Source organism: Streptomyces sp. DSM 40750, assembly GCF_024612035.1.
In the GTDB taxonomy this organism is placed as follows: domain Bacteria; phylum Actinomycetota; class Actinomycetes; order Streptomycetales; family Streptomycetaceae; genus Streptomyces.
The window spans coordinates 637,355-655,930 of the sequence record NZ_CP102513.1; the positions used below are offsets into that span (position 1 = coordinate 637,355).

19 protein-coding genes are annotated in these 18,576 nt (G+C 71.4%); 14 read left to right on the forward strand and 5 right to left on the reverse strand.

Going from position 1 to position 18,576, the window contains the following annotated elements:
• Positions 1-164: 164 nt before the first annotated feature.
• The 5 genes from JIX55_RS03110 to JIX55_RS03130 all read left to right on the forward strand — a co-directional run bounded on the left by JIX55_RS03110 (position 165) and on the right by JIX55_RS03130 (position 5,269).
• Positions 165-926: a DeoR/GlpR family DNA-binding transcription regulator gene (locus JIX55_RS03110; RefSeq protein ID WP_257561655.1), complete on the forward strand. Its 762-nt coding sequence runs from the start codon at positions 165-167 to the stop codon at positions 924-926.
• 81 nt (positions 927-1,007) lie between these two features.
• Positions 1,008-2,363 (forward strand): ABC transporter substrate-binding protein, encoded by a 1,356-nt coding sequence (locus JIX55_RS03115; protein ID WP_257561656.1) that lies wholly within the window; start codon positions 1,008-1,010, stop codon positions 2,361-2,363.
• Positions 2,364-2,442: 79 nt separating this feature from the next.
• Complete coding sequence (locus JIX55_RS03120; protein ID WP_257561657.1) at positions 2,443-3,402, forward strand: carbohydrate ABC transporter permease; 960 nt, start codon at positions 2,443-2,445, stop codon at positions 3,400-3,402.
• Positions 3,399-4,283 (forward strand): carbohydrate ABC transporter permease, encoded by an 885-nt coding sequence (locus tag JIX55_RS03125; protein WP_257561658.1) that lies wholly within the window; start codon positions 3,399-3,401, stop codon positions 4,281-4,283. Before JIX55_RS03120 ends, JIX55_RS03125 begins: the two co-directional genes overlap by 4 nt.
• Positions 4,280-5,269, forward strand: coding sequence for a zinc-dependent alcohol dehydrogenase family protein (locus JIX55_RS03130; RefSeq protein ID WP_257561659.1), 990 nt, complete (start codon positions 4,280-4,282; stop codon positions 5,267-5,269). Before JIX55_RS03125 ends, JIX55_RS03130 begins: the two co-directional genes overlap by 4 nt.
• 186 nt (positions 5,270-5,455) lie before the next feature.
• Here JIX55_RS03130 and JIX55_RS03135 read toward each other — a convergent pair whose 3' ends face one another.
• From JIX55_RS03135 to JIX55_RS03145, 3 genes are all read right to left on the reverse strand, one after another.
• The gene (locus JIX55_RS03135) at positions 5,456-5,890 is read right to left on the reverse strand and encodes a DUF2267 domain-containing protein (RefSeq protein ID WP_257561660.1); all 435 of its coding nucleotides are present in this window, start codon (positions 5,888-5,890) and stop codon (positions 5,456-5,458) included.
• A gap of 151 nt (positions 5,891-6,041) precedes the next feature.
• Positions 6,042-6,437, reverse strand: coding sequence for a DUF2267 domain-containing protein (locus tag JIX55_RS03140; protein WP_257561661.1), 396 nt, complete (start codon positions 6,435-6,437; stop codon positions 6,042-6,044).
• Positions 6,438-6,527: 90 nt separating this feature from the next.
• A complete protein-coding gene (locus JIX55_RS03145) occupies positions 6,528-6,962 on the reverse strand; it encodes an Hsp20/alpha crystallin family protein (protein WP_257561662.1) in 435 nt (144 codons plus the stop codon).
• Between the two features lie 129 nt (positions 6,963-7,091).
• Here JIX55_RS03145 and JIX55_RS03150 point away from each other — a divergent pair, with 129 nt between their 5' ends.
• Positions 7,092-7,784, forward strand: a complete 693-nt coding sequence (locus JIX55_RS03150) for a type III effector protein (RefSeq protein WP_257561663.1) — start codon at positions 7,092-7,094, stop codon at positions 7,782-7,784.
• Between the two features lie 372 nt (positions 7,785-8,156).
• Here JIX55_RS03150 and JIX55_RS03155 read toward each other — a convergent pair whose 3' ends face one another.
• Positions 8,157-9,374, reverse strand: a complete 1,218-nt coding sequence (locus JIX55_RS03155; RefSeq protein ID WP_257561664.1) for an acyl-CoA dehydrogenase family protein — start codon at positions 9,372-9,374, stop codon at positions 8,157-8,159.
• Positions 9,375-9,510: 136 nt separating this feature from the next.
• Between JIX55_RS03155 and JIX55_RS03160 the strand changes: the two genes are divergently transcribed.
• From JIX55_RS03160 to JIX55_RS03190, 7 genes are all read left to right on the forward strand, one after another.
• Positions 9,511-10,347, forward strand: coding sequence for an enoyl-CoA hydratase/isomerase family protein (locus tag JIX55_RS03160; protein ID WP_257561665.1), 837 nt, complete (start codon positions 9,511-9,513; stop codon positions 10,345-10,347).
• A gap of 94 nt (positions 10,348-10,441) precedes the next feature.
• The gene (locus JIX55_RS03165) at positions 10,442-11,074 is read left to right on the forward strand and encodes a hypothetical protein (protein WP_257561666.1); all 633 of its coding nucleotides are present in this window, start codon (positions 10,442-10,444) and stop codon (positions 11,072-11,074) included.
• Positions 11,071-13,689: a putative PEP-binding protein gene (locus JIX55_RS03170; protein WP_257561667.1), complete on the forward strand. Its 2,619-nt coding sequence runs from the start codon at positions 11,071-11,073 to the stop codon at positions 13,687-13,689. The genes JIX55_RS03165 and JIX55_RS03170 overlap by 4 nt, the downstream gene beginning before the upstream one ends.
• Positions 13,686-14,804, forward strand: a complete 1,119-nt coding sequence (locus JIX55_RS03175; protein WP_257561668.1) for an acyl-CoA dehydrogenase family protein — start codon at positions 13,686-13,688, stop codon at positions 14,802-14,804. The genes JIX55_RS03170 and JIX55_RS03175 overlap by 4 nt, the downstream gene beginning before the upstream one ends.
• A gap of 18 nt (positions 14,805-14,822) precedes the next feature.
• A complete protein-coding gene (locus JIX55_RS03180) occupies positions 14,823-15,257 on the forward strand; it encodes a Zn-ribbon domain-containing OB-fold protein (RefSeq protein WP_257561669.1) in 435 nt (144 codons plus the stop codon).
• Positions 15,254-16,408: a thiolase family protein gene (locus JIX55_RS03185; RefSeq protein WP_257561670.1), complete on the forward strand. Its 1,155-nt coding sequence runs from the start codon at positions 15,254-15,256 to the stop codon at positions 16,406-16,408. Before JIX55_RS03180 ends, JIX55_RS03185 begins: the two co-directional genes overlap by 4 nt.
• 17 nt (positions 16,409-16,425) lie before the next feature.
• On the forward strand, positions 16,426-17,130 hold the full coding sequence (locus JIX55_RS03190; protein ID WP_257561671.1) for an SDR family NAD(P)-dependent oxidoreductase: 705 nt from the start codon (positions 16,426-16,428) through the stop codon (positions 17,128-17,130).
• Between the two features lie 30 nt (positions 17,131-17,160).
• Here JIX55_RS03190 and JIX55_RS03195 read toward each other — a convergent pair whose 3' ends face one another.
• A complete protein-coding gene (locus tag JIX55_RS03195) occupies positions 17,161-17,826 on the reverse strand; it encodes a TetR/AcrR family transcriptional regulator (protein WP_257561672.1) in 666 nt (221 codons plus the stop codon).
• A gap of 140 nt (positions 17,827-17,966) precedes the next feature.
• On the opposite strand from JIX55_RS03195, the gene JIX55_RS03200 reads away from it, so the two are divergent.
• Entirely contained in the window at positions 17,967-18,572 is a 606-nt protein-coding gene (locus JIX55_RS03200) for a TetR/AcrR family transcriptional regulator (protein WP_257561673.1), read from the forward strand.
• Positions 18,573-18,576: the final 4 nt, after the last annotated feature.

Consider the following 18,576-nt stretch of genomic DNA (forward strand, 5'->3'; position numbering starts at 1 on the left):
CTTCGGAGAACGGGCACATTCGGTCATGAAGTGCTCTACGGCGAACCTGGTCAGCAGGGCGGCTGACTTGTAGAAATTGCCTCAGGGCCCGAACGGGCAGGGCTCCGGGAAACAGCCGACGCAGGCCGGCAGAACATGCGGAGCCGTGAAACGGAGGTGTCGCCGTGGACGCCGATGAACGCAGACGTGGAATCCTTGAAACGGCACGCCGTACCGGATCCGTGGATGTCGGAAAGCTCGCCGCCGACCTCGGGGTCTCCAAGGAGACCGTGCGGCGCGATCTGAACGTACTGGAGGAGCACGGGCTGGTCCGGCGTACCCATGGCGGTGCCCATCCCGTGGAGAGCGCGGGCTTCGAGACCACGCTCGCCTTCCGTACCACCATGCACGTCCCGGAGAAGTCCCGGATCGCGGTCGCCGCGGCCGGACTGCTCGGGGACGCCGAGACCATCTACATCGACGAGGGCTACACCCCGCAGCTCATCGCCGCCGCTCTCCCCCGCGACCGCCCACTGACCGTGGTCACCTCCTCGCTGGCCACCGCGGGCGACCTGGCTTCCGCCGAGAACATCACCGTGCTGCTGCTCGGGGGCCGGGTGCGCGGCGGGACCCTGGCCACGGTCGACCACTGGGCGACCCACATGCTGTCCGGCTTCGTCATCGACCTGGCGTACGTCGGCGCGAACGGCATCTCCCGCGAGTACGGACTCACCACCCCCGATCCCGCGGTCAGCGAGGTGAAGGCCGAGGTCATGCGGGTCACCAGACGCCGAATATTCTCGGGCGTCCACACGAAGTTCGGCGCCGTGAGCTTCTGCCGATTCGCGAATGTCACGGATTTCGAGGCCATCGTCACCGACGCGGGGCTGCCCGCCGCGGAGGCCCACCGCTACTCACTGCTGGGTCCCCAGGTCATCCAGGCCTGAGCCGCAGTACCTCTCCATGTCCCACCCCCGCAAGGCCGGGGGCCTGGTTCCCCATGCCCTCGAACATCCTCTGGAGCAGTCATGCGCACACGAAGAATGACCCATGTCCTCGTCACGGCCACGGCCGCGGGCTCGTTGCTGGTCGCCTGCAGCGGAGCGGGTGGCTCCACCGGCTCCGGCGGCGACGGGGAGAGCATCAATGTGCTGATGGTCGGCAATCCGCAGATGGAGGACATCGCGGAACTGACGAAGAGCACGTTCACCAAGGACACCGGCATCAAGGTCAACTTCACGATCCTTCCCGAGAACGAGCTGCGCGACAAGGTCACCCAGGACATCGCCACCCAGGCCGGTCAGTACGACGTCGCCACCGTCGGCGCCTATGAGGTGCCCGTCTGGCACGAGAACGGCTGGCTGCACGAGCTGGACTCCTACGCCGACAAGGACTCCGCCTTCGACAAGGGCGACCTGCTGAAGCCCATGGTGCAGTCCCTCTCCGGCGCGGACGGCAAGATGTACGCCCTGCCGTTCTACGGGGAGTCCTCCTTCCTCATGTACAACAAGGAGGTCCTGGCGGAGAAGGGCATCACGATGCCCGAGCGGCCGACCTGGCAGCAGGTCGCCGACGCCGCCGCCAAGGTCGACGGCGCCCGTCCGGGGATGAAGGGCATCTGCCTGCGCGGCCTGCCGGGCTGGGGTGAGCTCGGCGCGCCGCTGACGACGATGGTCAACACCTTCGGCGGCACCTGGTTCACCGAGGACTGGAAGGCGCAGGTCAACAGCGCCAAGTTCAAGGAGGCCACGAACTTCTACGTCGACCTGGTGCGCAAGCATGGTGAGGCGGGTGCCCCACAGGCCGGGTTCACCGAGTGCCTGAACGCCATGGGCCAGGGCAAGGTCGCGATGTGGTACGACGCGACCAGCGCGGCCGGATCGCTGGAGGACCCCAAGTCCAGCAAGATCGCCGGCAAGGTCGGTTACGCCTACGCGCCGGTGGTGGAGACCAAGAGCAGCGGCTGGCTGTGGACATGGGCGTGGGCCATGCCGAAGACCACGAAGAAGGCAGATGCCGCCTCGAAGTTCATGCTGTGGGCGTCCAGCAAGAAGTACGAGAACCTCGTGGGCGAGAAGCTGGGCTGGGCGCGGGTCCCGGCCGGCAAGCGGGCCAGCACCTATGAGATCCCCGAGTACGAGAAGGCCGCCGCGGCCTTCGGCGACATCACCCTGAAGTCCATCCAGGAGGCCGACCCCACCAACCCGGGCGTCCAGCCCAGGCCCACGGTGGGCATCCAGTTCGTGGCCGTCCCCGAGTTCCAGGACCTCGGGACCAAGGTGACCCAGGAGATCTCCGCGGCAATCGCCGACCAGACCAGCGTCGACAAGGCGCTGAACGACGGCCAGAAGCTCGCCGAGGAAGTCGCCGCGAAGCACCAGTGACCCGGAAGTGCCCGGCCGGCCTCATGCGCCGGCCGGGCACCCGACCACGACCCGGCCGTCACCGGCCAAGGGAACCCTCATGACCACGCTCATCGAACCATCCAGGACGGCACCACCTCGCGTGCGCCCACACACGTCCACCGCCATCAGCAAGTGGCGGCGGCGCGGTCCGCTGCTCCCGGCGCTGATCTTCACCGTCGTCGTCACACAGTTGCCCTTCGTGGCCACCCTCGTCATCTCCACCTTCCAGTGGAACATCCTGCAACCGGCCGACAGGCACTTCACCGGCCTGTCCAACTACGGGATCGTCTTCACCGACGGGCGACTGCGCGCGGCGGTGCTCAACACCGTCGTGCTCACCGCGTCGGTGGTCGTCATCAGCGTGGTCCTCGGTCTGGCTCTGGCGCTGCTGCTCGACCGCAGGTTCCCCGGCCGGGGCCTGGCACGCACGCTGCTCATCGCCCCGTTCCTCGTCATGCCGGTCGCGGCGGCGCTGCTGTGGAAGCACGCCATCTACAACCCCGACTACGGACTGCTCAACGGCACCCTCAACGCCGTCTACCAGTTCTTCGGCGCGGACCACGGCCCCACGATCGACTGGGTGTCGAACTTCCCCATGCCGGCCGTCGTGCTGTCCCTGGTGTGGCAGTGGACGCCGTTCATGATGCTGATCCTCCTGGCCGGCCTGCAGGCGCAGCCCGGCGACGTCCTGGAGGCCGCCCGCGTCGACGGGGCCTCGGCGCTGCAGACCTTCCGCCACATCACGCTGCCGCACCTGCGCCAGTACATCGAGCTGGGCGTCCTGCTCGGCACGATCTACGTCGTGCAGACCTTCGACGCGGTCTACACCATCACCCAGGGCGGCCCTGGCAAGCAGACCACCAACCTGCCCTACGAGATCTACCTGACCATGTTCCGCAAGTACGAGTACGGCGAGGCGGCCGCCGCCGGTGTCGTCGTCGTCCTCGGCTCGATCGTGATCGCGACCTTCGCGCTGCGGACCATCGCGTCGCTGTTCCGCGAGGAGGTGTCCCGATGACCGCGTACGCGGCAACCGCCCCTGGGGCGAGGCTGAAGAAGCTTCTGCGTCGGCGCGACGACCACGGCGGCGCGCCACGGCTCTCTCCCCTGTGGACCTTCGTCGCCTGGCTCGCCACGCTGGCGTTCTTCGCGCCGGTGGCGTGGATGGTGCTCACCTCCTTCCACCAGGAGGCGGACGCGGCGACCAACCCGCCCACCCCCTTCGCCCCGTTCACCTTCGAGCAGTACGAGACACTGTTCGGCCGGAACATCACCCCCTTCCTCCTCAACTCGGCCATGGCCAGCGTCATTTCGACGCTCCTCGTCCTCGCCCTCGCGGTTCCGGCGGCCTACGCGCTGTCCATCAAGCCGGTCGAGAAGTGGACCGACGTGATGTTCTTCTTCCTCTCCACCAAGTTCCTCCCGGCGATCGCCGCCCTCCTGCCGATCTACCTGATCGTCAAGGACGTCGGGATGCTCGACAACGTGTGGACGCTCGTCATCCTCTACACCGCCATGGACCTCCCGATCGCGGTGTGGATGATGCGTTCCTTCCTCGCCGAGGTCCCCAAGGAGATCCTGGAGGCGGCCGAGGTCGACGGCGCGGGCCTGCTCACCGTGTTGTGGCGGGTCGTCGCACCGGTCGCCATGCCCGGACTCGCCGCCACCTCGCTCATCTGCTTCATCTTCAGCTGGAACGAATTCCTTTTCGCCGTCAACCTCACCGCGACCACGGCATCGACCGCGCCGGTCTTCCTCGTCGGCTTCATCACCAACGAGGGCCTCTTCCTCGCCCGGCTCTGCGCCGCCGCCACGCTGGTCTCGCTGCCGGTCCTCATCGCCGGTTTCGCCGCCCAGGACAAACTGGTCCGCGGCCTGTCCCTAGGAGCAGTCAAGTGAAAGCCGCTGTCATCGAAGCCCCCGGCAAGGTCACCGTCGCCACGGTGCCCGACCCCACTCCCGGGCCGCGCGAGGTCGTGGTCGATGTGGCGGCCTGCGGACTGTGCGGGACCGATCTGCACATCCTGCAGGGCGAGTTCGCACCGACTCTGCCGGTCGTGCCGGGCCACGAGTTCGCCGGGGAGGTCGTGGGCCTCGGCAGCGAGGTCACCGAACTCGCGATCGGCGACCGGGTCGCCGTGGACCCCTCGCTCTACTGCAACGAGTGCCGCTACTGCCGGGTCGGACGCAACAACCTCTGCGACCGGTGGGCGGCGATCGGCGTGACCGTGGCGGGTGGGGCCGCCGAGTTCGCCGTGGCGCCCGTCGCCAACTGTGTACGGCTGCCGGACCATGTGGACGTCCAGGACGCGGCGCTGATCGAGCCGCTGTCCTGCGCCGTGCGCGGCTACGACGTGCTCAGCGCCAGGATGGGCTCCCATGTGCTGATCTACGGCACCGGCACGATGGGCCTGATGATGCTGGAGCTGGCCAAGCGCACCGGCGCCTCCTCGGTGGATGTCGTGGACGTCAACCCGGAACGGCTGGCGACGGCCCAGAAGCTGGGCTGTTCACAGGCGGCGCTCTCCGCCGAGGAGTTGGGGCGGACGGGCGGCTGGGACGTGGTCATCGACGCGACCGGCAACGCCGCCGCCATCCAGGACGGCCTCGAACGCGTCGCCAAGGCCGGAACATTCCTTCAGTTCGGCGTCTCCGACTACGCGACAACGGCCACCATTTCGCCGTACCGCATCTACAACCAGGAGATCACCATCACCGGCTCCATGGCGGTGCTGCACAGCTTCGAGCGCGCTGCGGAACTGTTCGGCACCGGGGTGCTCGATCCGCAGGTGTTCATCAGCGACCGGCTGCCGCTCGCGCAGTATCCGCAAGCACTGGACCAGTTCGCCGCCGGCCAGGGACGCAAGATCATCGTGCTGCCCTGACCTCGACACCGTCGCGTTTGTGCTGTGAGTCGTACGTCAAGCCCTGGTGAAAGGCGCAACGGGACGTCCTGATGGATCAACTTGTGCTGAGCAAGACGATCAACGGGAGTCCCGTTGCGGGAGAAGGTTGCGGTCGCGTGCGGATGCGGTGTCACCGTTCCGGAGCCGTGGACCTTTTCGCGCGCGTCAGGCCGCCTGGGTGAGTTCGGCGCGGCCGAACAGCAGGGCGTGGCCGGAGGGGAGTTGGGCGAGGACACGGCTGAGGAGTTCCTCGCCGGCGAGCCGGGCCACGGTGCGCAGGACGGTACCGGCGTCCCAGCGGGTGGTGGCCGCCGTGCCGCCGGTGCGGGACGCCAGGTCCTTGACGAAGCCCCAGCCGGTGAGGGGTTCGGCGGCGGGGGCCTCTGATGTGAAGATGACGGCGGCCTCGTGCGGCAGCCTGGCCGCGAGCTCCATCCGCTCGCCGCCCGTCAGCTGGCGCCCGAAGGCGGCGAGCACGGCGCGCACGGCCTCCTCGGCCCGTGCGCGGGTGGGGTACGCGCCTTCGTACCGCACTCTTTCCAGCATCTGCTCGAACGTCATGCCCACGGTGTGCCGGCACGGCTCTTGCAGGGAAGACATCGGTGACGCGGTTTCCTTTCTCGTCTGAGGTGGGTCGCGCAGCGGAGGCCGGGGCCGCCGGCTTCCGGTCTCGCTCGGTCGCTCGGTCGCTCGGTCGCTCGCTCGGTCGCTCGGTCGGTCGGTCGGATGAAGGTTGTCGCTGGCTCCTGGCCTATACGCGCTTCGGGTAGCCGAACAGCAGGTCGTAACCCGCCGGGAGCTGGAGCAGGATGCGCCGGGTGAGCTCTTCGCCCGCGGCGTCCGCGGCGACGCTGAGCACAGCACCGACGTCCCAGGCCGCGGTCTGTTCCGTGGCTCCCTCGATCCACGCCGCGGTGGCCCGTACGAACCGCTCGGGGGAGAGCGGCTCGCGTGCCTGGAGCGGGTTGAGCAGGACGAGGGCCATCTCCTCCGGCAGCCGGGCCGCCAGCTCCGCCCGTACCTCGCCCACGAGATGTGCGCCCAGCAGCGCCAGCACCGTGCGGGCCGCCCGCTCGGCTTCCTCGGTGTTCTTGTACTCGCCGCGTTCCTGGACCTGGTCCAGCAACGCCTCCCATCGCATGGCCATCGCTACTCCCTCGTGTGTGGGGCGGCGAGGGGAGGACGGGGACGGCCGTAGGGGGCCGTCCCCTCGTCTCCGTCGCGGCTGGGAGGGGACTCAGCCGCTGATCTCCTTGTGCGCGGAGCCGCCGCCGATGGCGACCTTGCGGGGCTTGGCGCGCTCGGCGATCGGGATACGCAGGGTCAGCACGCCCGCGTCGTAGTCCGCCTTGATGTGCTCGGTGTCCAGGGTGTCGGCCAGCACGACCTGGCGGGAGAAGACGCCCAGAGGCCGCTCGGAGAGTTCCATCTGCACGTCGTCCGCCTTGGTGACGGGCCGGCGCTCGGCCTTGACGGTCAGCATGTTCCGCTCGACGTCGATGTCGATCGCGTCCGGGGAAACGCCGGGCAGGTCGAGGGCGATCACATACTCCTCGCCCTCACGGTAGGCGTCCATCGGCATCGCCGACGGCCGCGACCAGGTGCCGGTCGTGTTCAGGAGCTGCTGGGTGAGGCGATCGAGCTCACGGAACGGGTCGGTGCGCATCAACATCGTGAAACACCTCCAGTGTTCGGGTCAGGCACGTTCCTGCCAATGCGGTTCACCTGCTCTCGTTGTAACATGTCATCGAAGTGATGACAAGTTGGAAGTCGTCGAAATGATGACAGTGCTGGAGGGTTCATGACCATCGCCGATCAGCCCGCCCCCCGCCCCCGCGACCTCACCCCCACGTCCTTCCTCGCCGCCGCGGCGCTGACCACCATCAACGAGGCCCTGCGCACCGCCCGGACACCGCGGGACGCAGAGCAGCCCGAACCCGCCCAGGCCGGCTCGCGGCAGGCACTCGCCGCGCTCCTGCTGCTCCGCGAGGTGCGCGATCAGCTCGCCGAATGGGAACCGGACCTGATCGAAGAAGCCCGGGAGGCCGGCGCCAGCTGGGCCGACCTCGCCCACCCCCTCGGCGTCTCCAGCCGCCAGGCCGCCGAACGCCGCTACCTGCGCGTGCGGCCCGGAAACCCGGGGTCCACGGGTGAACAGCGGGTGCGGGCCACCCGCGACCGCCGCGCCGCCGACCGCACTGTCACCGCCTGGGCCCGCGCCAACGCCGCGGACCTGCGCCAACTCGCCGGCCAGATCACCGCGCTCGCCGACCTCCCCGCCGCCGCCCGCACCCCGCTCGTCGAGCTCACCGCCGCCCTCGCCGACAACGACGCCGCCGTCCTCCTCGGCCCTCTGGCGGACACGCACACGTACCTGGCGTCCGGCCACCCCGATCTCGCGGCGCGCGTGGACGACATCGCCCGCCACACCGCCCGACTCCGCCGGCACAGCGGCGAGCAGCGCCGAGAACCCCGGAAGCCGCCGGGCCCTTGAACACGGCCGACGGCGACACGGCCGCCTCGATCCGCGTCCCCGCCCGGCAGTCACCGCCGTGGCGACACTCGATGTGGAGTCGGACCGCCGGCACATAGCCAGAACGCGTGAGGGCCTGCCTCCGACGGCATCGGCACCTGGCCGCGATCGCGGGGCGGGATGGGATGGGGCCAGGGAACGCCGCCGGATCGCAGGCAGCGGGATGACACGGTCAACGGCGCCGCGCCCTCGGTCAGCGCGGCCCTCCGCGTGATCGGCGCGGCCGCACCAGCCGGTTCGGGCGGCCGGGCACGGTCCCAGGCGCACGCAGTGGCGCGGTCGCGGATGCTGATTCCGGGCGAGACGGGCCCGGAACGCCTCCCGCGTCCGCCATCAGCCGTCGGCGACACCCGTGCGTGGCTGCCGGTAGGGCCGCACCGCGCGGCGCGCTATGGCGAAACGGTGCGTCTCCGACGGGCCGTCGTAGATGCGGAACGGCCGCACCTCCCTGTACAGACGGGCCAGCGGGGCGTCGGCGGCCGAGATGCCGAGGGCTCCGCAGATCTGCACCGCCCGGTCGACCACTCGGTTCACCGCCTCCGCCACGAAGGTCTTGGACACCGAGGTGAGCTGTGCGGCGGCTGCGGAGCCGGTGTCCAGCTCCCAGGCGGTACGCAGGATCAGGGCGCGGCTCGCCTCGATGTCGATCTCGGAGTCGGCCAGCATCTGCTGGACCATGCCGAGGTCTCCCAGGGCCGAGCCGAACGCCATCCGGCTGCCTGCCCGTTCCAGCGCGACATCCTGGGCACGGCGGGCCGCTCCCAGCCAGCGCATGCAGTGGGTCATCCGGGCGGGGCCGAGCCGGACCTGGGCGCCTTCGAAGCCGCGGTCCACCGCACCGAGCACCTGCTGCTCGCCCACCACGCACTCGTCGAAGACGATCTCGCTGTGCCCGGCGAAGAGCGACTCGTCCAGCGTCTCGATGTCGCGGACGAGGCGCATGCCGGGATTGTCGGCGTCGACCAGGAACATGGTGGCGCCGCCAGGGTCGCCGGGGCTGCCGGAGGTCCGGGCCATGACGATGGCGAAGCCCGCCCCGTGGGCACCGGTGATGAACCACTTGCGTCCGTCGATGCGCCAGCCGCCGGGAACCCGGGTCGCGGTGGTCCGCAGGGAGCGGGGATCGGCGCCCGCTCCCGGAGCGGGTTCGGTCATGGCGAAGCACGACCGTGTCTCGCCCGCGGCGAGCGGACGCAGATACGTCTGCTTCTGTTCGTCGGTGGCCACCTTCTCCAGCAGGTGCATGTTGCCCTCGTCGGGGGCCGCGCAGTTCAGCGCCAGCGGTCCGAGCAGCGAGTAGCCCGCCGCTTCGAACACCACCGCCTGCCCGCGCAGGTCCAGTCCGTGTCCGCCCCACCGGGTCGGTACGTGCGGAGCGAACACGCCCGCGTCACGGGCGGCTTTCTGCAGGGTTTCCCGCACCGCCTCGGGGGCGTCGTGGACGGACCCGCCGCACTCACGCTCGGCCGGAATGACCACCTCGCGCACGAACTCGGCGGTGGATGCGGCGAGTTGAGCGACAGTCGGATCGACATCGAACTGGATGGGCACGGGGCCTCCCGACGACGGGCGTACGGGCATCGGCTCCCGTCGCGTTCTAGAAACTGTATAGCGTCTTCAGTATCTTGCCGGGAAGGACCCGGGACGGGAAGCACCCTGCGACGGGCAGACGACAGGAGACACACCCATGAGCCTCCCCGAGCGCACCGAGCCGGTCCGGATCGTCCGCCACCCCGGCGGGGTCGTCGAGCTGCGACTGGACGATCCGGGGCGGGGCAACGCCTTGGACCTCAGGACGGCCGAGGCGCTGCGGGACAGCGCCTCGGAGGTGGCCGCGGACCCGGGCGGCGCGGTCCTGCTGCGGGCGGCGGGCGGCAGCTTCTGCGTGGGCGGCGACCTGCGCGCATTCGCCGGTCGCGGCACGGAGACCGGCGCCTACGTGCACGCCGTGGCGAGCGCCGCGCACGCCGCGATACAGGCCCTGCACGACCTGCCCGTGCCCTTGGTGACCGCTGTGCGCGGCGCGGCCGCGGGTGGCGGGATCGGTCTCGCCCTCGTGGGTGACCTGGTGCTGGCGGCCCGGTCGGCGCGGTTCCGGCTGGCGTACACGGCGATCGGGCTCACGCCGGACTGCGGGGCCTCGTGGTTCCTGCCGCGCCTGGCGGGCCCCCGCAGGGCGGCGGACCTGATCCTGACCAATCGGGTCCTGACCGGCGACGACGCCGAACGGTGGGGACTGGTCTCCCGGTGCGTGGACGACGAGGAACTGGACGACGCGGCGCACCGGGCCGCGGCGGATCTGGCCGCCGGTTCCGGTGCCGCGCTGCGCGCCGCGAAGGGTTTGCTGCGCGTCGGCGCCGGTGACGAGCTGCGCCGTCACCTCGCCGAAGAGGCGCGGTCGATCGCCGCCCTCGCGGACGGCCGGGAGGCACAGGAGCGCATGGCGTCGTTTCTCGCCGCGCGAGGCCGCCCGAAGGCGGGCGACGGCCGGGCCCCGGCCAAGGAATCGGAAAGTGTTTCTTGAGTCCCTCTTCACTAACCCGCCCGCCGGAGCGTAACCTCCGGGCAACACAGAACCGAAGAACCGGTCACCACAGAACCGGGGAAAAGGTGTGGCAATGCAATCTGCTGCCGTGGGCCTTCCGGACGCTCTCGACGGACCCCTCACCGAAGCCGTCGTCGACCTCGTTCTGCGAGGGATGTGGCGCGGCCGGCCGGAGGCCGAGCACCGGCCGCTGGTCGACGCCGGGCTGGCGATGGTGAAGGGGCCGGTGGTGCTGCCGACCGAGCGTGCCAAGGCCGCCGCCGCGCAGATCCTGCGGGTTCCCGCCGGCTCCGAGCAGGAAGAACGGATCACCGCCGCGTACGAGGCGTTCCTGCCGGTCAACCGGAAGATCCGCGATGTGTGCACGGCATGGCAGTGCCGCCCCGACGGCACCGCCAACGACCACTCCGACGACGTCTACGACGCCGGGGTGCGTGAGTCGCTGGAAGACGTGCACGAGGCCATCCAGCCCGTGCTGCGCAGGCTGGAGCAGGTACTCGCGGGCAGCGGCCGCTATCTGACGGCCCTGGAGGACGCCCTCGACCGCTTCGACGACGGCGCGCCCGAGTGGCTGGCCTCGCCGCTGTGCGACTCGTACCACACCGTGTGGATGCGGCTGCACCAGGAGCTGCTGCTCGTCCTGGGGATCAGCCGGGCCGAGGACGAAGCCCGGGAAGAGGAACTGGTCAACAGGAGCCGGGGTTGAGCATCACCGACCGCGAGGCGGACCCGCTCGCACAGTCCGAGGTTCCTCTCGCGCCCTTGGGGACCCCCGGCCGGATCCTGGTCCCCTACGGGCAGGGCCGGATCCGCGGCCTCGACGCCGACGAGCTGGGTGTGCACGGCGCGGCGATGGACCGGCTGGTGGCCCTCGGCCTGCCGGTCGTGCCGGGGCTCACCGTGCCCGCCGGCGCCGCCGCGTCGCTGTGCGAACCCGACACCGCCGAAGCCGCCGTAGCCCTGGTCGAACAGCTCTCGGGGCGGCGCATCGGCGACGCGGCCCGGCCGCTGCTGCTGCGCCTGTCGGCGAGCGCGCCGACCGAGATCGCCGGACTGCCGCCGGACTTGGCCTGTCTCGGCGTCACCCCCGACCGTGCCGACGACCTGTGTGCCGTCATCGGACGTGAGGAGGCGCTGTACGAGGTGTGGGGCGCCACCGTGCGCATGATCGCCGAGTACGCCCTCGACGTGCCCGGCGCGGTGCTCGACGACGCCCTCCTGGACACGCCCGGGCCGCGGGCTCGGGTGCAGGTGCTGCTGTCCCTGGTGGCCGAGCACGGCTCCGGGCCCTTCCCCGACGACCCGGCGCGGCAGCTGGCGCTGGCCGCCCGCGCCCTCCTCGCCCGGTGGGACTCACCGCGTGCGCGAAGGTCCCGCCGGGCCCAGCGGCTCCCCGCCGATCTGGCCGTCGCCCTGCATGTGCAGGCCCTGCGCATCGGCCCGGCGGACCACTCGGGCTACGGCACGGCGGTCAGCCGCGATCCCGGGACCGGGCGTCTGTCCCCCCAGGGCTCCTTCTTCCGGGGAGTGCGCCGCAGCGCCCCGCCGCCGCACACCGGTGAACCGCTGGATCAACTCGCGGGTGGCACCGCGCTGCTCGAGCACTCCCTGCTCACCCTGGAGCGGCATCTGCGCGCGCCGGTGTCGGTCGACTTCGAGGTGCGCGACGACGAGATCTCCCTGCTCGCCGCCTCGGCACAACTCCGCCCGCCGCTGCGAGCCTCGGTGTGCCTGGCCGCGGACCTGGCCCGGGACGGGGCGCTCGGCCACGAGGAGGCCGTGCGACGGATCACCCCCGCCCAGGTACAGGAACTGCTGCACCCCCAGCTACGGCTGACCGGCGGGGAGGAGCTCCTGGTGAGGGGGCTGCCCGCGTCCCCGGGGGCAGCGACCGGAGCGGTCGTGCTGTCCAGCGAACGTGCCCTCGAACTGGCTGCGGACGGAACTCACGTCGTGCTCGTGGCCGCCGAGACGTCCCCGGCGGACGTCCCCGGGATGCTGGCCTCCGTCGCCGTGCTGACCGGCAGCGGCGGCATCGCCTCGCATGCCGCCGTGGTGGCGCGGGGCGCCGGCAAGCCCGCGGTGTGCGGCGCGGACGGGCTGCGCGTGGACGAGGCCGCCGGGACGGTCCGCTTCGGGGAGCGGGTGGTCCGCGAGGGCGACCCCGTCTCGCTGGACGGCCGTACCGGCGCCGTCTACGCGGGGACGCTGAGCGTCAGTGTGGCCGGACCGCCGCCCGAACTGTCCACCCTGTTGGGGTGGGCGGACGGAGTGCGCCGACTGGGCGTGCGGGTCAACGCCGACACGGCCTCCGAAGTGGACACGGCCTTCGCCCTGGGCGCGGAGGGTGTCGGGCTGTGCCGTACGGAACACCAGTTCCTCGGCGAGCGGCTGCCGCTGATCCGCCGGGTGCTCCTGGCCGCCGATCCGGCCGCCCGCGACGAGGCGCTGGCGGCGCTGGAGCGTGCCCAGCACGAGGACTTCCACGCGCTGCTGACCGCGGTCGGGAACCGTCCGGTGACCGTGCGTCTGCTGGACGCCCCGCTGCACGAGTTCCTGCCCGCCCCCGGGCAGGCCCTGGACGCGGCCGAGGAGCAGCGGGCCGCCGCGCTGCGCGAGGCGAACCCGATGCTCGGGCTGCGCGGGGTGCGGCTGGCGCTGCTGCATGAGCGGCTCTACCCGGCGCAGGCCGAGGCGCTGTTCACCGCCTGGGCCGAGGTCGCCGCCACCGGAGTCCGGCCGGAGCTGGAGGTGATGATCCCGCTCGTCAGCCTGCCGGAGGAGCTGGCCGCCGCGGCCGCGTACGTACGCGGTGCCGCCGACGCGGTCGCCGCCCGCACCGGGGTGGAGGTCCCCTACCGGCTCGGCACGATGATCGAGACCCCCCGGGCCGCGCTGCTGGCCGGCGAACTCGCCGAACACGCCGAGTTCTTCTCCTTCGGCACCAACGACCTCACTCAGCTCACCTACGGGTTCTCCCGGGACGACGTCGAGCGCCAGGTGCTCGCCTCCTACCAGGAGCGCGGGTTCCTGACGGCCAGCCCGTTCGCGCGGCTCGACCCGCACGGGGTGGGCGCCCTGATCGCCCTGGCGGTCGAGCGGGCACGGAGCGTACGGCCCGGCATCAAGCTGGGCGTGTGCGGCGAGCACGGCGGGGACCCCGAGTCGATCGCGTTCTGCGACGACCTCGGTCTCGACTACGTCTCCTGCTCCGCGCACCGCGTGCCGGTGGCCCGGATGGCGGCCGCGCACAGTGCCCTGCGGCAGCGGCGGTACGTCGACAACAAGGAGCGGCGCGACGAGAGCGGGAGCGCACGATGACGAGCACCATGACCGACAGCACGGCCCTGTCGGACACCGAGCTGGAGGATCTGCGCGAGACTGTTCGGTCGGTGTGCGGGGACGCCGGCGGCACCGCCGCGGTACGTCGGCTGTCCGAGGACGCCCCCGGCATCGACGCCGAGTTGTGGGACGCCCTCGGCCGGCAGGTCGGCCTCGCGGCCCTCGGCCTGCCCGAGTCGGCGGGAGGCATCGGCGGCCTCGCCGAGATAGCCGTCGTCTGCGAGGAGTTGGGCAGGACACTGGCACCGGTCCCGCTGCTGTCCTCCACCGTGCTGGCCGGGCAGGTGCTGGCCGGCTGCGGTACGGCCGACAAGGCACTGGCCGACCTGGCCGAGGGCACCGTGCATGCCCTGGCGGTGGCCGCGCCCGACGGGACGTGGCGGGCCGACGCCGTGCCGGTGGCCGTCTCCTGGCAGGGCGGCGTCCCGCTGCTGGACGGCACCGCGCCGTTCGTCCTCGACGGCGCCGACGCCGAGGCGCTGGTGGTGGCCGCGGCCGGGACCGACGGCGTGGACCTCTTCCTGGCCGACCCTCGTGAACCGGGGGTCACGGTGCGCCGCGTGCCCACCCTGGACCTCAGCCGGGGCCAGGCGGTGGTCACCTTCTCCGGTGCCCGGGCCCGGGCACTGACCGCCGGCGGCGAGGGGGCGGACGTCGTCGCCCGCGCCCTGGACGTGGCCCTGGTGGCGCTGGCCGCCGAGCAACTGGGCGGTGCCCAGGCCGCGTTGGACATGACGGTGGCCCATGTGCGCGACCGAACCCAGTTCGGCAGGGCGATCGGCGGCTTCCAGACGGTCAAGCACGCCTGCGCCGACATGCTGCTCCAGGTGGAGGCCGCACGGTCGGCCGTGGTGCGCGCGGTCCGCACGGACGGCTCGCCAACGGCGCTGGCCGAGGCGGCGGCAGTGGCGCAGGCGTGGTGCGGCGAGGCGTTCGTCTCCGTCGCCGCCGAGTGCGTGCAGTTCCACGGCGGGATGGGCTTCACCTGGGAGCACGACGCGCACCTGTACTTCCGGCGCGCCCAGTCGGACGCGGTCCTGCTGGGCGGCGCCGCACACCATCGGGAACGGCTGGCCGGGCTACTGGGCTGGTGACATGGAAGGCGGGACGGCATGACCACCAGACTCATCGACGAGTCCTTGTTCGAGAACGGGGAGTCCGACGACGGGGATCCACCGCGTCTCGTGGGCGCCCGCTGCTCCGAGTGCGCCACCGTCGTCTTCCCCCGGCAGGACTCGTGCCCCAGGTGTTCGGACGGGACGATGACCGCGCGAGTACTGCCGGTGAGCGGGCGCGTGTGGTCGTGGACGCTCCAGGCGTTCCCGCCGAAACCGCCGTACCGGCATCCGGCAGGCGGCCACCGGCCCTACCACGTGGGCTATGTGGACCTCGGTGAGGTGCTGGTCGAAGCCCGGCTGGCGGTGCCCCGCGCGGAGATCCGGATCGGCCTGCCGGTCCGGCTCACCACGGTGCCCGCCTACCAGGACGACGACGGAACCGAGGTGGTGACCTTCGCGTTCCGCCCGGAGCGGGAAGGCGAGCGATGAGCCGGCCCGACGACGTGTACGTGGTCGGATGCGGCATGCATCCCTTCGGCCGCGACGAGAGCGTCACCGGAATGGACATGGCCGAGCGTGCGGTACGCGAGGCGCTGGCCGACGCCGGTGTCGCCTGGGAGGACATCGGCTACGCGGTCGGCGGCTCCGACGTCTCCGGCAAGCCCGACACGCTGGTGGGCCGGCTGGGCCTGACCGGAGTGCCGTTCGTCAATGTGCAGAACGGCTGCGCGACCGGCGCCTCCACCGTCCTCACGGTGGCCAACGCGCTGCGCGCGGGCGAGGCCTCCCTGGGACTTGCGGTCGGGTTCGACAAGCACGAGCGGGGAGCGTTCCACGTCTCCGCGGCCCGCTACGGCCTGGGCGACTGGTACGCCGAGACCGGCATGATGCTCACGACCCAGTTCTTCGCGCTGAAGACGCAGCGGTACCTGTACGAGCACGGGATCTCGGAGCGGGCACTGGCGATGGTGGCGGCGCGAGCCTTCCGCAACGGCTCGCACCACCCCCTGGCATGGCGGCGCAAACCGCTGACGGAACGGGAGATCCTCGACTCCGCCGAGGTCAGTCCCCCGCTCACCCAGTACATGTTCTGTTCGCCCGGACAGGGCGCGGCGGCGCTGGTGCTCGCGCTCGGCGACCGGGCGTTCGACCTGTGCGAACGACCGGTCAGGCTGGCGTCGCTGGCCTTCCGGACGAGGCGGTTCGGTTCGTTCGAGGTGTTCTCGCCCTGGCTGCCGCCGGGACCGCACCGCAGCCCCAGTGTCGACGCCGCGGAGGCGGTCTTCCGCACGGCGGGGGTGCGGCCCGCCGACGTACAGGTCGCCCAGTTGCAGGACACGGACAGCGGCTCGGAGCTGATCCACCTGGCGGAGACCGGACTCTGCGGCCACGGCGAGCAGGAGGAACTGCTGGCCGACGGGGCCACCGAGCCCCTGGGCCGGATACCGGTCAACACCGACGGCGGCTGTCTGGCCGGCGGGGAACCCGTCGGCGCCTCCGGGCTGCGTCAGTTCCACGAGGTCGTACGACAGTTGCAGGGCCGGGCGCCCGGTGTGCAGGTGCCGGGCGCTCCCCGGGTGGGCTTCACCCATGTGTACGGGGCGCCCGGGATCAGCGCCTGCTCGGTCCTGACGGTGTGAGAGGCGGCGAGCAGAACATGCGGCACGGTGACAGAACCGCCCTGGTGACCGGCGGGGCACGCGGAATCGGCCTGGAGATCGGCCGACAGCTCGCCGACCGGGGACTACGGGTCCTGGTCGGGGCACGGAAACGGGCGGCGGCCGAGGAGGCGTGCCGTGCCATCGGCCCGGCCGCGCTGCCCCTGGCCCTGGACGTGACCTCCGCGCGGAGCGTCAGCGAAGCGGTCCGGGAGGCACGGGAGCTGACCGGCGGGATCGACGTCCTGGTGAACAACGCCGGAGTGTCCCTGGACGGGGAACTGCGGCCCCCGTACGTCGACGAGGGCCTCCTGCGCGCGACCCTGGACACGAACCTCACCGGCGCCTGGCGCGTGCTGGAAGCCCTTGTCCCGGACATGGTGGAAGCCGGCTACGGCCGGGTCGTCAACGTCACCAGCTCGTACGGTTCGCTGGCACTGATGGACTCCGGGCGGCACCCCGCCTACCGGATCTCCAAGACGGCGCTCAACGCCCTGACCCGTATGCTCGCGGCCGAGCTGGCCGGCACGGGCGTCCTGGTCAACGCCGCCGACCCCGGCTGGACCCGCAGTGGCATGGGCGGCCCGTCCGCCCCGCGCGGGCCGGAGGAGGGTGCGGACACCCCGGTCTGGCTGGCGACCCTTCCCGAGGGCGACGGGACGACGGGCGGGCTGTTCGCCGACCGCAGGCCACTGCCCTGGTGAACCGCCTCAGTACTGCCCTGCTGAACCGCCTCAGCTCTGAGCCGTGGCCGGCTTCGCGGGGTTCTGCTCGGTGGCGACGATGCGCAGCGCCAACGCCCTGACCGCCTCCAGCACGGACCGGGAGGGCAGCTGGGACAGCGGTCCTCCCTCCGCCCGCAGCGCGGTGACGAGCATGGTCGTACTGATCAGCGTGCGGACCGCGAGTGCCTGTGCCGCGTGCCGGGCCTTGGCCGCCCGGGGGCTGCGGGTGGTGCCCTCGGGCAGATAGTCGTAGCCGCGCTGGACGTGGCGCTGCTCGAACTCGTCCCGCAGCGCCTTGACGCTGCCGTTGGCCGAGGCGACCTGGACCTGGTACAGGCGGGCCTCGTCCGGATTCCGCTCCACCCAGTCCCACACGGCGTCGATGACACGGATCAGACCCTCCGCGTCACCCGGCTCGGACTCCGGCCGGGCCGCCTCCACGACCGCGTTCAGCTGGTCGAAGACCCGGCGCATGGCGAGTTCGAGCAGCTCCTCCTTGCCGTCGAAGTGGTAGTAGACGGCCGTCGGCACCACCTGGGCCTCGTCCGCGATGTCCTGGATGCTGGTCTCCGCGAACCCGTTGCGGCCGAACACCCGCACCGCGGCGGTGATGATGTGCTGCCGCCGCGAGGGCCGGTGGGCGGGTTGCTTGCCGTTCTTCGTGGTGGCCATCATGCTCCCTGCCGACTGCCGTGAACCCGCGTCCGTGGGCCCTGCGTACTGACCATTCTATCCAGTAACTCCCATCGCCCGTCGGCATAATTCCTGCTGCTTATGGGGCTCCGGGGCACTCGGGTCCCGGCATACTTGACATCATGACGACCTCCCGGACCCGCGCCGCTCACCGTCCGTCACGCAAGCAGTGGGTGATCGAAGCAGCCACCGAGCTGTTCGCCACCCAGCCGCCGGACGAGGTGACGGTGGCCGACATCGCCGCTCGCGCGGAGATGACCTCGGCAGCGGTGTACTACCACTTCTCCTCCAAGGACCAGGTCCTGGCAGAGGGGATGCGGGTGTTCGCCGCCGCGCTGCGCGAGCAGTTGCACGCGATCACGGAGGCCCACGAGCCCGGCTCGGACATCGGAGCGGCGGTCACCACGCTGCTGGCCTGGATGGGCGAACACCGGTCCGCCGCCACCGTGTTCTTCGTGTCGTCGGCCGGCATGAGCCAGGACGCGGAAGCGCTGCGCCAGGAGAGCCGTACGGAGTTGGTGGACGAGCTGATGCGGTTGATCCGCAAGGCCCGCGAGTCCGTCTCCGACGCCGAGGCGGCGGTGATCAGCCTGGGCCTGCTGGCGCTGCTGGAGACCGCGGCGATCTCACAGGTCCGGGGCGACGACGTCTACCGGTCGCTGGGCCACCGCTCCTTCGTCCGCGAGGTCGGCGATCTCTCGGAGCGGATCGCCGACCCGGCCATATAGAACC